9 protein-coding genes and 1 tRNA gene are annotated in these 14,535 nt (G+C 66.7%); all 10 read left to right on the forward strand.

Annotation, left to right across the window (positions count from 1 at the left end):
• The 10 genes from tuf to rpoC all read left to right on the forward strand — a co-directional run bounded on the left by tuf (window position 1) and on the right by rpoC (window position 14,191).
• Window positions 1-1,191: an elongation factor Tu gene (gene tuf / locus GHC57_RS11825; RefSeq protein WP_153344470.1), complete on the forward strand. Its 1,191-nt coding sequence runs from the start codon at window positions 1-3 to the stop codon at window positions 1,189-1,191.
• A gap of 220 nt (window positions 1,192-1,411) precedes the next feature.
• Window positions 1,412-1,487 (forward strand) — tRNA-Trp (locus GHC57_RS11830).
• 169 nt (window positions 1,488-1,656) lie between these two features.
• Window positions 1,657-1,854, forward strand: coding sequence for a preprotein translocase subunit SecE (gene secE, locus GHC57_RS11835; RefSeq protein ID WP_153344540.1), 198 nt, complete (start codon window positions 1,657-1,659; stop codon window positions 1,852-1,854).
• Window positions 1,855-1,860: 6 nt separating this feature from the next.
• Window positions 1,861-2,391: a transcription termination/antitermination protein NusG gene (gene nusG, locus GHC57_RS11840; RefSeq protein ID WP_153344472.1), complete on the forward strand. Its 531-nt coding sequence runs from the start codon at window positions 1,861-1,863 to the stop codon at window positions 2,389-2,391.
• Window positions 2,392-2,570: 179 nt separating this feature from the next.
• Window positions 2,571-2,999 carry a 50S ribosomal protein L11 gene (rplK, locus tag GHC57_RS11845; protein WP_153344475.1) on the forward strand — a complete coding sequence of 143 codons (429 nt, stop codon included), beginning with the start codon at window positions 2,571-2,573 and terminating at the stop codon, window positions 2,997-2,999.
• A 6-nt stretch (window positions 3,000-3,005) separates the two neighbouring features.
• Window positions 3,006-3,707, forward strand: a complete 702-nt coding sequence (gene rplA, locus GHC57_RS11850) for a 50S ribosomal protein L1 (protein ID WP_153344477.1) — start codon at window positions 3,006-3,008, stop codon at window positions 3,705-3,707.
• Window positions 3,708-4,221: 514 nt separating this feature from the next.
• Entirely contained in the window at window positions 4,222-4,743 is a 522-nt protein-coding gene (gene rplJ / locus GHC57_RS11855; protein WP_170294854.1) for a 50S ribosomal protein L10, read from the forward strand.
• 66 nt (window positions 4,744-4,809) lie between these two features.
• The gene (gene rplL, locus GHC57_RS11860) at window positions 4,810-5,190 is read left to right on the forward strand and encodes a 50S ribosomal protein L7/L12 (RefSeq protein WP_153344479.1); all 381 of its coding nucleotides are present in this window, start codon (window positions 4,810-4,812) and stop codon (window positions 5,188-5,190) included.
• Between the two features lie 426 nt (window positions 5,191-5,616).
• Window positions 5,617-9,813 (forward strand): DNA-directed RNA polymerase subunit beta, encoded by a 4,197-nt coding sequence (gene rpoB / locus GHC57_RS11865; protein WP_153344480.1) that lies wholly within the window; start codon window positions 5,617-5,619, stop codon window positions 9,811-9,813.
• Between the two features lie 151 nt (window positions 9,814-9,964).
• A complete protein-coding gene (gene rpoC / locus GHC57_RS11870) occupies window positions 9,965-14,191 on the forward strand; it encodes a DNA-directed RNA polymerase subunit beta' (protein ID WP_153344482.1) in 4,227 nt (1,408 codons plus the stop codon).
• Window positions 14,192-14,535: the final 344 nt, after the last annotated feature.

Here is a 14,535-nt window from a genome sequence, read left to right on the forward strand (position 1 = left end):
ATGGCGAAGGAAAAGTTTGACCGCAGCAAGCCGCATTGCAACGTGGGCACGATCGGTCACGTTGACCACGGCAAGACGACGCTGACGGCGGCGATCACGAAGGTTCTGGCGGAGACGGGCGGTGCGACGTTCTCGGCCTACGACATGATCGACAAGGCGCCGGAAGAGAAGGCGCGCGGGATCACGATCTCGACGGCGCACGTCGAGTACTCGACGGAGATGCGTCACTACGCGCACGTGGACTGCCCGGGGCACGCCGACTACGTGAAGAACATGATCACGGGCGCGGCGCAGATGGACGGGGCGATCCTGGTGGTTTCGGCGGCCGACGGCCCGATGCCGCAGACGCGCGAGCATATTCTTCTGGCGCGCCAGGTTGGCGTGCCGGCGCTGGTCGTGTACATGAACAAGGTCGATCAGGTGGACGACGAGGAGCTTCTTGAGCTGGTGGAGCTTGAGATCCGCGAGCTGCTGTCGTCCTACGACTTCCCGGGCGACGACATCCCCATCGTGAAGGGCTCGGCGCTGACGGCGCTGGAGGACGGCGATGCGACGATCGGCAAGGAGTCGATCATCGAGCTGATGAAGGCGGTGGACAGCTACATTCCGCAGCCCGAGCGTCCGAAGGACCAGCCGTTCCTGATGCCGATCGAGGACGTGTTCTCGATCTCGGGTCGCGGCACGGTGGTGACGGGTCGCGTTGAGCGTGGCCTCATCAAGGTCGGCGAGGATGTCGAGATCGTGGGCCTGAAGGACACCGTGAAGACGGTGTGCACGGGCGTCGAGATGTTCCGCAAGCTGCTGGACCAGGGCGAGGCGGGCGACAACATCGGCGCGCTGCTGCGTGGCACGAAGCGCGACGACGTGGAGCGCGGTCAGGTTCTGGCGAAGCCGGGCACGATCACGCCGCACACCAAGTTCAAGTGCGAGTGCTATATCCTGAACAAGGATGAAGGCGGCCGTCATACGCCGTTCTTCTCGAACTACCGTCCGCAGTTCTACTTCCGGACCACGGACGTGACCGGCACCATCGAGCTGCCCGAGGGCACGGAGATGGTGATGCCGGGCGACAACATCGCGATGACGGTGAACCTGATCGCGCCGATCGCGATGGACGAGGGGCTGCGGTTCGCCATCCGCGAGGGTGGCCGCACCGTCGGCGCCGGCGTCGTCGCCACCATCCTGGAGTAGACACCGGGCTGGACGTCCGGGCCGCCGGATCGCCCGGGCCCCGCAGGTCGGTTGCGGGGAAAAAGGGGGTTGATCCGGCCGGGCATCCCGGGTAAGAGATGCGGCTCCGCCCGATGAGGTGGCATTGGTCTTGCGGCCTGTGCCCCGCGGGCGGGCCCCGACCGGGGCCTCGGGCAGGCGGCTTGGTCCGCTCCGAACGGCTCCGGGATCATGGCCCTGGAGGGGTGTAGCTCAACTGGTAGAGCACCGGTCTCCAAAACCGGGGGTTGCGGGTTCAAGTCCTGCCGCCCCTGCCATGGCCATAGCGTTTCCAGTCGTCCGCGCCTGGGTCCGGCACTCCCCCGAAAAAGACGGGGGCGCCGGGCCGATCGCGTCTGACGGCCAGCGCTTCACGGGGTGGGACGCGAGTGGGTTCGGCTCCGGGTCGAGCATTCTTTTTTGAACGCGGGCGAGTTCAACGATCCGATGGCAAAAGTCAATCCGGGCCAGTTCGTGAGGCAGGTTCGTCAGGAACTGGCGAAAGTCACGTGGCCGACCCGCAAGGAAACCGCTATTTCGACGCTCATGGTGTTCGTCATGGTCTTCCTGGCGGCCATCTTTTTCTTCGTGGTCGATCAGGTGCTCTCGTGGGGCGTCCAGCTTATTTTCGGCCTGGGAGGATAATCAGGCATGGAGGCCCGTTGGTACGTCATTCACGTCTATTCCGGATTCGAGAACAAGGTCGCCCAGTCGATCCGTGAGCAGGCCCAGCAAAAGGGCATGGAAGACCTGTTCGAAGAGGTCCTGGTTCCGACCGAAGAGGTTGTCGAGGTCCGGCGTGGCGCCAAGGTGAATGCCGAGCGCAAGTTCTTCCCGGGCTATGTGCTGGTCAAGATGGTGCTGACCGACGAGAGCTGGCACCTGGTGACCAACACCGCCAAGGTGACGGGCTTCCTGGGCGGCCGTGGCCGGCCGGCGCCGATCTCGGAAACCGAGGTGTCCCACATCCTGCGTCAGGTGCAGGAGGGCATCGAGCGGCCCAAGCCGTCGATCACCTTCGACATCGGCGAGCAGGTGCGCGTCGCCGACGGCCCGTTCGCGTCGTTCAACGGCGTGGTCGAGGATGTGGACGACGAGCGCGCCCGCCTGAAGGTGTCGGTGTCGATTTTCGGGCGCTCGACACCCGTGGAGCTGGAGTTCTCGCAGGTCGAGAAGCTCTGAGCCTTTTCCGTTTTGCCGCCGCCCGGACCGCCGTCGTGCGCGCCGGGCGTCGGTGGGGCGCGGTCCCGATGGCCCGCCCGTCCCGCGTGGAAGGCTGTCCCCGGAAGTGATGCCTCGGGGGGCCGCACCACGCTCCCTTGGACCCCCGCCCCGGCGGGGCCGATACAGCCGAGGATGTCATGGCGAAAAAGATCGTAGGGTACATCAAGCTGCAGATCCCGGCCGGGGGCGCCAAGCCGTCGCCGCCCGTGGGTCCGGCGCTGGGCCAGCGCGGCCTGAACATCATGGAGTTCTGCAAGGCCTTCAACGCGGCCACCCAGAACATGGAACCGGGCATGCCGATTCCGGTGGTCATCACGGCCTACGGGGATCGCTCCTTCACCTTCATCACCAAGACGCCGCCGGTGTCGTACTTCCTGAAGAAGGCCGCCGGTCTGCCGAAGGGGTCGCAGACGCCGGGTCGCGGCACCGTGGGATCGGTGACGCTGGATCAGGTGCGCGAGATCGCCCAGCAGAAGATGCCGGACCTCAACTGTCCGACGGTCGAGGCGGCGATGGAAATGGTGAAGGGGTCCGCCGTGTCCATGGGCCTGAGCGTGGAGGAGTAGGGAACCATGGCAAAGCAGGGCAAGCGACTGCGCGCGGCCTACGAGGGCCTGGATCGCAATGCGGCATTCGATCTGGCCGACGCCGTGGCCAAGATCAAGGAAAACGCCAAGGCCAAGTTCGACGAGACCGTCGAGGTGGCCATGAACCTGGGTGTGGACCCGCGCCACGCCGACCAGATGGTGCGCGGCGTGGTGTCGCTGCCGCACGGCACCGGCAAGACGGTGCGGGTGGCGGTGTTCGCCAAGGCGGACAAGGCCGAGGAAGCGAAGGCCGCTGGCGCCGATATCGTGGGCGCCGAGGACCTGATGGCCGAGGTGCAGGCCGGCAACATCAACTTTGACCGCTGCATCGCGACGCCGGACATGATGGGTGTCGTCGGCCGCCTGGGCAAGATCCTGGGTCCGCGCGGCATGATGCCGAACCCCAAGCTGGGCACCGTGACGCCGAACGTGGGTGACGCCATCAAGGCGGCCAAGGCCGGCCAGGTGCAGTTCCGCGTGGAGAAGGCGGGCATCATCCACGGCGGCGTGGGCCGGATCAGCTTCAGCGACGAGCAGTTGGCCGAGAACATCCACGCCTTCGTGGATGCGATCATCAAGGCCAAGCCGACCGGCGCCAAGGGCACCTATGTGAAGAAGATTTCGATCAGCTCGACGATGGGCCCCGGTCTGCGGGTCAACGTCAGCTCGGTCGCCACGCCGGTCTAGGGGCCGGGCGACCACAAGAACGAGTCCGGACCGCGCGCGCCCTCGGGCGCCGGGGTCCGGATCGGGTTTCGGTCCGGTCCTCCGCCTTTCGGGGCGATGGGTCGACCGGAAAGAGGGCCGGCGCCGAACCCTTCGGGGGGCGGAGCCGGTTCAACCTGTCCAAGACCGTGGGTGGTCCGGGCTCTGTTGGGGCCGGGCCTTGAAGGGAAGCCTCCCGCCCGCGCAGACGGGGAGTGAAGGTGTACGACCGGCGAGGGCCGGCCGCCGATCCGCCGAGCGGGGAGGGGGCGTCGGGGTCCTTGGCGGAACGGCTTGAACTTTCCGTGGGCAGGTCCCGCGCACGTGTGCGCACGGGGATCGGCTCCGAAAGGCCGGTGTCGCGATCGGATCGCGGCATGGGACGGAGGGACCGGATGTCCGGGCGACGCGGACGCGAGGACAGGAACCGCGTTCGTGGCGCGGGTCGCTCCACCCGGGGCGGTCCGGACCGCGGACCCAGTCAGCGGAGACGGAAGTGAACCGAGACGAAAAGAAGGAACTCGTGGCTGCGATGCACGCCGAGTTCGGAGAGTCGTCCGTCTGTATCGTCACCCACTACCAGGGGCTGACGGTGGCTCAGATGGAGACCCTCCGTGGCAAGGTGCGCGAGGGTGGCGCGAAGTTCCGGGTCACGAAGAACCGGCTCACCAAGCTCGCCCTGACGGGAACGGACTTCGAGGGACTGACCGACCTGTTCACCGGGCCGACGGCGATTGCCACGTCGACGGATCCGGTGGCGGCGGCCAAGGCCTGCGCGGACTTCGCCAAGACCAACGACAAGCTGGTCATTCTGGGCGGGGCCATGCAGGGCCGGGTGATGGATGCCGAGGCCGTGCAGGCCCTGGCGAAACTGCCGTCCCTCGACGAACTGCGGGGTAAGCTCGTGGGTCTGCTCACCACGCCCGCGCAGCGGGTGGCCAGCGTCACCCAGGCGCCGGCGGGTCAGCTTGCCCGCGTGCTCAACGCCTATGCCGAATCCCAGGGCGAGGCGGCGTGATTGCCGTCTTCCAGGTCCCAACCGAAGACACTGTGTTCAAGTCGATCCGACGAGGAGCTTAAGATTATGGCCGATCTCGAAAAGCTGGTGGACGAACTGTCCGCCCTGACCGTCCTGGAAGCCGCCGAGCTGTCCAAGATGCTGGAAGAGAAGTGGGGCGTGTCCGCCGCGGCGCCGGTGGCCGTGGCCGGCGTGGCCGCCGGTGGCGGCGAGGCGGCCCCCGCCGAGGAAGAGAAGACCGAGTTCGACGTCGTCCTGGCGTCGGCCGGTGACAAGAAGATCAACGTCATCAAGGAAGTCCGCGCCATCACCGGCCTGGGCCTGAAGGAGGCCAAGGAACTGGTCGAGGGCGCGCCGAAGCCGGTCAAGGAAGCCGTGTCCAAGGACGAGGCGGCCGAGCTGAAGAAGAAGCTGGAAGACGCGGGCGCCACCGTCGAGGTCAAGTAAGGACCGGGACGGACGCTCACTTCCGAACAGTCCGGACCAGCCGGGGGGGCGCAGGGTGTCCCTCCGGCTTTCGGGCGTTGAAGGACCGGGCTCCCTGGGCCGCGCGTGGTCGTGACCCGGGGACCCGACTCAAGGGTGGAACGACCCGGGTCTGACCGCATACGATGCGAAGGCCGGGGCCGGCGCCACCCGAACGGGATTGCGGGGGCGGGCGCGCGGGGCGCGCGGATCGGCCTTCAGGGGGCAAGCATCCTTCCGGCGGGCCGCGGGGGCGGGGCTGCGGCGCGGGCGGATGGATGAGGCCGACGGTGACGCCGGCGGCGGGTCGGGTCAACCCCGGCGCGCGCAGGCGAGGCGCGGGCAGGCAAACGGGCCAGGTATTGAGGCCCCAGTTTTCAGGCTGAGGCAAGCAGGCAAGGAGCGGCAATGACCAAGTCGTTGACAACTCGGAAGCGGGTCCGCAAGGACTTCGGGCGCATTTCCACCGTGGCTCCCATGCCCAACCTGATCGAAGTGCAGAAGAGCAGCTACGATCAGTTTCTCCAGGTGGGTGCGACGGCCGGGGAACGCTCTGACAGCGGCCTCCAGGAGGTTCTGAAGTCGGTCTTCCCGATCAAGGACTTCGCCGGCAAGGGCGAGCTCGAATTCGTCGGCTACGATCTGGAGCCCCCGAAATACGACGTCGAGGAATGCCAGCAGCGCGGCATGACCTTCGCCGCGCCGCTGAAGGTGACGCTGCGCCTGCTGGTGTGGGACGTGGACGAGGAGACGGGTGCGCGCTCCATCCGCGACATCAAGGAGCAGGACGTCTACATGGGCGACATGCCGCTGATGACGTCCAACGGCACGTTCATCATCAACGGCACCGAGCGCGTCATCGTGTCGCAGATGCACCGCTCGCCGGGCGTGTTCTTCGACCACGACAAGGGCAAGACGCACTCGTCGGGCAAGTACCTGTTCGCCGCCCGGGTGATCCCCTATCGCGGCTCCTGGCTGGACTTCGAGTTCGACGCCAAGGACCTTGTGTACGTGCGCATCGACCGGCGCCGCAAGCTGCCGGTGACGACTCTGCTCTATGCGCTGGAGGGCCTGGCCACCCAGGCGCTGCGGGCGGAGCGCCGGGCCGAGGGCAAGACCGCGGGCAAGGAACTGGACCTGCTGGAGGTCCAGGGCATGACCTCCGAGGAGATGCTCGCCTACTTCTATGACACGCTGACGTTCGAGCGCGACGAGAAGGGCTGGAAGATCCCCTTCCAGCCGGACCGCATGCGCGGCGTGAAGCTGGTCCATGACCTGGTGGACGCCGACACCGGCGAGGTCAAGATGGAGGCCGGCACCAAGGTCACCCCGCGCTCGGCCCGCAAGCTGGTGGACGAGGGCATGACCAGCCAGCGCGTGTTCGCCGAGGAGCTGGTGGGCCGCTATGCGGCCGAAGACATGGTCGACCAGCAGACGGGCGAGATCTTCGCCGAGGCCGGCGACGAACTGACCGAGGACATGCTGGCCGAGATGGAGCGGGCGGGCGTCACCGAACTGAAGGTGCTGCACATCGACCACGTCAACGTGGGCCCCTACATCCGCAACACCCTGGCGCTGGACAAGAACACGTCGCGCGAGGAAGCGCTGATCGACATCTACCGGGTCATGCGCCCGGGCGAGCCGCCGACCCTTGAAACCGCCGACGCGCTGTTCAAGGGGCTGTTCTTCGATTCCGAGCGGTACGACCTGTCGGCCGTGGGCCGCGTGAAGATGAACGCGCGGCTCGGCTTCACGCTCGACGACGTGCCCGACACCACCCGGGTGCTGCGCAAGGAAGACATCCTGGAGATCATCCGCCTGCTGGTGGAGATGAAGGACGGTCGCGGCGAGGTGGACGACATCGACCACCTGGGCAACAGGCGTGTGCGCTCGGTCGGCGAGCTGATGGAGAACCAGTACCGCGTCGGCCTGCTGCGCATGGAGCGGGCGATCCGCGAGCGCATGAGCGCCGTGGACATCGACACCGTCATGCCGCACGACCTCATCAACGCCAAGCCGGCGGCGGCGGCGGTGCGCGAGTTCTTCGGCTCGTCGCAGCTTTCGCAGTTCATGGACCAGACCAACCCGCTGTCGGAGGTGACGCACAAGCGCCGTCTGTCCGCGCTGGGTCCGGGCGGCCTGACGCGCGAGCGCGCCGGCTTCGAGGTGCGTGACGTGCACCCCACGCACTATGGCCGCATCTGCCCGATCGAAACGCCGGAAGGCCCGAACATCGGCCTCATCAACAGCCTGGCCACCTTCGCGCGGGTCAATCAGTACGGCTTCATCGAAAGCCCGTACCGCCGCATCGTGGACGGCCAGGTGACCGACGAGGTCATCTACATGTCGGCCATGGACGAGGGCAAGCACACCGTCGCCCAGGCCAATGCCGAACTGGATGAGAACGGGCGTTTCGTCTCCGATCTGGTCAGCGCGCGGCACGCCGGCGACTACGAGCTGGTGGACCCCTCCAAGGTGGACCTGATCGACGTCTCGCCGAAGCAGCTCGTGTCCGTGGCGGCGGCGCTGATCCCGTTCCTGGAGAACGACGACGCCAACCGCGCGCTCATGGGCTCGAACATGCAGCGTCAGGCCGTGCCGCTGGTCCGCGCCGAGGCCCCGTTCGTGGGCACCGGCATGGAAAGCGCGGTCGCGCGCGATTCCGGGGCGACCATCGTGGCGCGCCGGACCGGCCGCGTGCAGCAGGTGGACGCCACCCGCATCGTGGTGCGGGCGACGGAGGAAACCGACGCCACCGCCTCGGGCGTGGACATCTACCGACTGCGCAAGTTCCAGCGCTCCAACCAGAACACCTGCATCAACCAGCGCCCGCTGGTGAAGGTGGGCGATCTGGTCTCGAAGGGCGACATCATCGCCGACGGTCCCTCGACGGATCTGGGCGAACTGGCTCTGGGCCGGAACGTGCTGGTCGCGTTCATGCCGTGGAACGGCTACAACTTCGAGGACTCCATCCTGATCTCCGAACGCATCGTCCGGGACGACGTGTTCACCTCGATCCACATCGAGGAGTTCGAGGTCATGGCCCGCGACACCAAGCTGGGCCAGGAGGAAATCACCCGCGACATTCCGAACGTGGGTGAGGAAGCCCTCAAGAACATGGACGAGGCGGGCATCGTCTACATCGGCGCCGAGGTCGAGGCCGGCGACATCCTGGTCGGCAAGGTTACGCCGAAGGGCGAAAGCCCGATGACGCCGGAAGAAAAGCTGCTGCGCGCCATCTTCGGCGAAAAGGCGTCCGACGTGCGGGATACGTCCCTGCGGGTGCCGCCGGGCGTGACGGGCACGGTCGTCGAGGTGCGGGTGTTCAACCGCCGCGGCGTGGACAAGGACGAGCGCGCGCTCGCCATTGAACGCGCCGAGATCGAGCGCCTCGCCAAGGACCGCGACGACGAGAAGGCCATCCTTGAGGGGTCGTTCTCGGCCCAGCTCAAGGAGATCCTGCTCGGCAAGACGGTGGTCTCCGGGCCGCGCGGCATGCCCACCGGCGTGCCGCTGACCGAGGAGAGTCTGGGCCACTACACCCAGGGCCAGTGGCGCCAGATCGCGGTCGATGACGATACCGTCATGGCCGAGGTCGAGGCCCGCAAGAAGACCTACGAAGAGAGCATCGAGCGCATCCATGCCCGCTTCGAGGACAAGGTGGAGAAGCTGCAGCGCGGCGACGAACTGCCGCCGGGCGTGCTCAAGATGGTCAAGGTCTTCGTCGCGGTGAAGCGCAAGCTGCAGCCGGGCGACAAGATGGCCGGGCGCCACGGCAACAAGGGTGTGATCTCCAAGATCAACCCCATGGAGGACATGCCCTATCTGGAGGACGGCACGCCGGTCGATATCGTGCTGAACCCCCTGGGCGTGCCGTCGCGCATGAACGTGGGGCAGATCCTGGAAACGCACCTGGGCTGGGCCTGCCGCGGCCTGGGCCAGCAGGTCCAGGAGATGCTGGAGGCGATCCGTCACGGCACCGGCCAGGCCGACCAGTTGCGCGACCGACTCCACACGATCTACGGCGACCGGGAATACAAGGACATCATCGTCGATATGGAGGAGCCGGAGCTTCTGGAGATGTCCGAGAATCTCCGCAACGGTGTGCCCATCGCGACGCCGGTGTTCGACGGCGCGCGCGAAGCGGACATCGTGGACATGCTGGACAAGGCCGGCCTGGACTCCTCCGGTCAGGTGACCCTGTGCGACGGGCGCACGGGCGAGCCGTTCGATCGGGCCGTCACGGTGGGCTACATCTACATGCTGAAGCTGCACCACCTGGTGGACGACAAGATTCACGCCCGCTCCATCGGTCCGTACTCGCTGGTCACCCAGCAGCCGCTGGGCGGCAAGGCCCAGTTCGGCGGCCAGCGCTTCGGTGAAATGGAGGTGTGGGCCCTGGAAGCCTACGGTGCGGCCTACACGCTGCAGGAGATGCTGACCGTGAAGTCGGACGACGTGGCCGGCCGGACCAAGGTCTACGAGGCCATCGTCCGCGGCGACGACGCCTTCGAGGCCGGCATTCCGGAATCCTTCAACGTGCTGGTCAAGGAAATGCGCTCGCTGGGTCTGGACGTGGAGATGGACCAGTCCACCACGACCTGACCGGGCGGCGCGCCCCGGGCATAGTCGCCCCCGCCGCCTTTTGGCGGGGGCGGCCGCACCCCATATCCTGGCCATACCTTTTTATCGGTTTCGGACGACAGGCCCCGCCCCCTGGGCCGCCGTCCCCCCGCGAACCGGCGGAGACTGCCTCATGAATGAGTTGATGAAAATCTTCGGTCAGGTCACCGGCACGCAGTCGTTTGACCAGATCCGGATCTCGATTGCGAGCCCCGAAAAGGTGTCCTCGTGGTCCTTTGGCGAGATCAAGAAGCCGGAGACGATCAACTACCGCACCTTCAAGCCGGAGCGGGACGGTCTGTTCTGCGCGCGCATCTTCGGCCCCATCAAGGACTATGAGTGCTTGTGCGGCAAGTACAAGCGCATGAAGTATCGCGGCATCATCTGCGAGAAGTGCGGCGTCGAGGTCACGCTGTCCAAGGTGCGCCGCGAGCGCATGGGTCACATCCAGCTTGCGGCGCCGGTGGCGCACATCTGGTTCCTGAAGTCGCTGCCCAGCCGCATCGGCCTGTTGGTGGACATGACCCTGAAGGACCTGGAGCGGGTCCTCTACTTCGAGAACTATGTGGTCGTCGAACCGGGCATGACCCCGCTGAAGCAGAACGAACTGCTCAGCGAGGAGGCGTATCAGCGCGCCATCGAGGAATACGGCGAAGGCACCTTCGAGGCCGGCATCGGCGCCGAGGCCCTGCAGAAGATGCTCAAGGCCATCGACCTCGAAGCCTTGCGCGACGACATGCGCTTCGAACTGAAGGAGACCAACTCCGAGGCCAAGCGCAAGAAGCTGGTCAAGCGCCTGAAGCTGGTCGAAGCCTTCATGGAGTCCGACACCCGTCCGGAGTGGATGATCCTGGACGTGGTGCCGGTGATCCCGCCCGAGCTGCGCCCGCTGGTGCCGCTGGACGGCGGCCGCTTCGCGACCTCGGACCTGAACGACCTGTACCGCCGCGTCATCAACCGCAACAACCGCCTGAAGCGGCTGATCGAGCTGCGCGCGCCCGATATCATCATCCGCAACGAGAAGCGGATGCTGCAGGAATCCGTGGATGCGCTGTTCGACAACGGCCGGCGCGGGCGGGCCATCACGGGGGCGAACAAGCGCCCGCTGAAGTCGCTGTCCGACATGCTGAAGGGCAAGCAGGGCCGCTTCCGTCAGAACCTGCTGGGCAAGCGCGTGGACTACTCCGGCCGCTCGGTGATCGTGGTCGGCCCGGAGTTGAAGCTCCACCAATGCGGCCTGCCGAAGAAGATGGCGCTGGAGCTGTTCAAACCCTTCGTCTACTCGAAGCTGGAGCTGTACGGCTACGCCACCACCATCAAGGCCGCCAAGCGGATGGTGGAGAAGGAGCGGCCGGAGGTGTGGGACATCCTCGAAGAGGTGATCCGCGAGCACCCGGTCATGCTCAACCGCGCGCCGACGCTGCACCGCCTGGGCATCCAGGCGTTCGAGCCGGTGTTGATCGAGGGTAAGGCGATCCAGCTTCATCCGCTGGTCTGCACCGCCTTCAACGCCGACTTCGACGGCGACCAGATGGCCGTTCACGTCCCGCTGTCGCTGGAAGCGCAGCTTGAGGCGCGCGTGCTGATGATGTCCACCAACAACATCCTCAGCCCGGCCAACGGCAAGCCGATCATCGTGCCGACCCAGGATATCGTTCTGGGGCTGTACTACATCTCCATGGAGCGCGAGGGCGAGCCCGGCGAGGGCATGACCTTCAGCGGCCCGCAGGAGGTCGAGCAGGCGCTGTTCCACGGGCGCGTCGGGATTCATGCGCGCGTGAAGTGCCGCATCGATCAGGTGGACGCCGAGGGCGTGCGCGGTCCCAAGATCGTGGAAACCACGCCGGGCCGTCTGCGCATCTACGAGCTGCTGCCGCGCGACAAGAACGTGCCGTTCTCCATCATCAACCGGCTGCTGCGGAAGAAGGACCTTCAGGACGTCATCGACGTCGTGTACCGCCATTGCGGCCAGAAGGAGACGGTCATCTTCTGTGACCGCATCATGTCGCTGGGCTACAGCCAGGCGGCGCGGGCCGGCATCTCCTTCGGCAAGGACGACCTCGTCATCCCCGCCACCAAGGAAAAGCTGGTGGCCGAGACCGAGGCCCAGGTGAAGGAGTTCGAGCACCAGTACCTGGACGGTCTCATCACGCAGGGCGAGAAGTACAACAAGGTCATCGACGCCTGGGCGCACTGCACCGACCGTGTGGCCGACGAGATGATGAAGGAGATTGCCCGCATCGAACCGGGCAAGCCGATCAACTCCGTCTACATGATGGCTCACTCCGGGGCCCGTGGGTCGCCCGCGCAGATGAAGCAGCTCGCCGGCATGCGCGGTCTGATGGCCAAGCCGGACGGCTCCATCATCGAGACGCCGATCGTGTCGAACTTCAAGGAAGGCCTGACCGTGCTGGAGTACTTCAACTCCACCCACGGCGCCCGGAAGGGTCTGGCCGACACCGCCCTGAAGACGGCGAACTCGGGCTACCTGACCCGGCGTCTGGTGGACGTCGCCCAGGACGCCATCATCTGCATGGACGATTGCGGGACCGAGCAGGGCATCACGGTCAACCCGGTGGTGGACGGCGGCGAGATCATCGTCTCGCTGGGCGAGCGCGTGCTGGGCCGCACGACGGCGGAAAACGTGCTGGACAACAACGGCGACCTGCTGTTGCCCCGCAACCATCTGATCGAGGAAGCGGACGTCGAGAAGCTGGTGCAGGCCGGCGTCGAGCAGGTGAAGATCCGCTCGGTGCTGACCTGCGAGGCGGAGCGCGGCATCTGCGCGGCCTGCTACGGCCGCGACCTGGCGCGGGGCACGCCGGTGAACATGGGCGAGTCCGTCGGCGTCATCGCGGCGCAGTCGATCGGCGAGCCGGGCACCCAGCTCACCATGCGGACGTTCCACATCGGCGGCGCCGCCCAGCGTGGCGCGGAGCAGTCGAGTGTGGACGCGGCCTTCGACGCCATCGTGAAGATCGAGAACCGGCAGGTGGTGACCACCGACACCGGCTCGCTGGTCGTCATGGCCCGTAACCTGGAAGTCGTGCTGGCCGACGAACTGGGCCGTGAAAAGGCCCGCCACCGCATTCCGTACGGCGCCCGCCTTCTGGTGGACGAGGGCCAGTCCATCGGCAAGGGCACGCGCCTGGCGGACTGGGACCCGTACACCCTGCCGATCATCACCGAAAAGGAAGGCGTCGCGCATTACGTCGATCTGATCGACAACGTGTCCATGCGCGAAGTCACCGACGAAGCCACCGGCATTTCCTCCCGCGTGGTGGTGGACTGGCGCTCGCAGCCGCGTTCGGGCGACCTGAAGCCGCGCATCACCCTGCGGGACGAGGCCGGCGAGGTCATCATGCTCGAGAACGGGCTGGAGGCGCGCTACTTCATGTCGGTGGACGCCATCCTGTCCGTGGAGCCCGGCCAGAAGGTCAAGGCCGGCGAGGTGTTGGCGCGTATCCCCCGCGAGGGCTCCAAGACGCGCGACATCACCGGCGGTCTGCCGCGGGTGGCCGAGCTGTTCGAGGCCCGCAAGCCGAAGGACCACGCGGTCATCGCGGAAATCGACGGGCGCGTGGAGTTCGGCAAGGACTACAAGTCCAAGCGGCGCATCCTGGTGGTCGCCGAGGACGGCACCGAGATGGAATACCTGCTGCCCAAGGGCAAGCACGTGACCGTCCAGGAAGGCGACTACGTCCGCAAGGGCGACCCGTTGATGGACGGCAACCCCGTGCCGCACGACATCCTGCGGGTGCTGGGCGTCGAGGCGCTGGCCGATTATCTCATCAAGGAGATCCAGGACGTCTATCGACTCCAGGGCGTGAAGATCAACGACAAGCACATCGAGGTCATCATCCGCCAGATGCTGCAGAAGGTGGAGGTCCGGGAGCCGGGCGACACCACCTTCCTGGTCGGCGAGCTGGTGGACCGGATGGAGTTCGCCCAGGAGAACGACAAGGCGATCAAGGACGGCGGGCGTCCGTCCTTCGGTGATCCGGTCCTTCAGGGCATCACCAAGGCCTCGCTGCAGACGCATTCCTTCATCTCCGCGGCGTCGTTCCAGGAGACCACCCGGGTGCTCACCGAGGCCGCGGTCTCGGGCAAGCGGGATTCGCTGGTGGGCCTGAAGGAGAACGTGATCGTCGGGCGTCTCATCCCGGCGGGCACCGGGGCGACCATGAACCGCTACCGCCAGATCGCGACCGATCGCGACCGCGAGATGGCAACCGCGCTGGAAGCCCAGATGCCGGCCGAGGACGAGGAGCCCGTGGTCGTGCCCATGCCGCTGGACGAAGCCCGCCAGGTCTTCGGCGGCGGTGGGGGAGACTCCGCGACGCCGGGCGGCGAGGAGTAGGGGCGCTCCGCGCCGGAGTCGGGGTCCCGGGATGATTCCCGCCTCGACTCCGGCGCGGCTCCCGCCGGATCACCGGGCGGAGTCGGCTCTCTTGAGGGCCGGCGGGGCCGGGTTTTGACGGGCCGTCGGGCGCCGACGGCGGACGATTGGGGCTGAAGAGCCCCGCCGGCGGCCCTCGGGCCGGCCGGACGCCCCCGATTGGGGCGGTGCGGACCTTTTTCGGTGGCGCAGGCTTGACGCGGCGGGGGCCGCTGCATAGTATGCGCCCTCCCGAGACGCGGGCAGACGGTGTAAGCCCCTGTCACCGCGCGTTTCCGGGTCAGATTCATGAGCAGGCCCAACGG

Source organism: Roseospira navarrensis (genome assembly GCF_009601025.1).
GTDB lineage: Bacteria > Pseudomonadota > Alphaproteobacteria > Rhodospirillales > Rhodospirillaceae > Rhodospira > Rhodospira navarrensis.

Excerpts from the sequence above, each read along its gene's own strand:
- tuf (WP_153344470.1), top strand. The coding sequence starts at position 1 with ATGGCGAAGGAAAAGTTTGACCGCAGCAAGCCGCATTGCAACGTGGGC.
- secE (WP_153344540.1), top strand. The coding sequence starts at position 1,657 with ATGGCAAAAGTCAATCCGGGCCAGTTCGTGAGGCAGGTTCGTCAGGAA.
- nusG (WP_153344472.1), top strand. The coding sequence starts at position 1,861 with ATGGAGGCCCGTTGGTACGTCATTCACGTCTATTCCGGATTCGAGAAC.
- rplK (WP_153344475.1), top strand. The coding sequence starts at position 2,571 with ATGGCGAAAAAGATCGTAGGGTACATCAAGCTGCAGATCCCGGCCGGG.
- rplA (WP_153344477.1), top strand. The coding sequence starts at position 3,006 with ATGGCAAAGCAGGGCAAGCGACTGCGCGCGGCCTACGAGGGCCTGGAT.
- rplL (WP_153344479.1), top strand. The coding sequence starts at position 4,810 with ATGGCCGATCTCGAAAAGCTGGTGGACGAACTGTCCGCCCTGACCGTC.
- rpoB (WP_153344480.1), top strand. The coding sequence starts at position 5,617 with ATGACCAAGTCGTTGACAACTCGGAAGCGGGTCCGCAAGGACTTCGGG.
- rpoC (WP_153344482.1), top strand. The coding sequence starts at position 9,965 with ATGAATGAGTTGATGAAAATCTTCGGTCAGGTCACCGGCACGCAGTCG.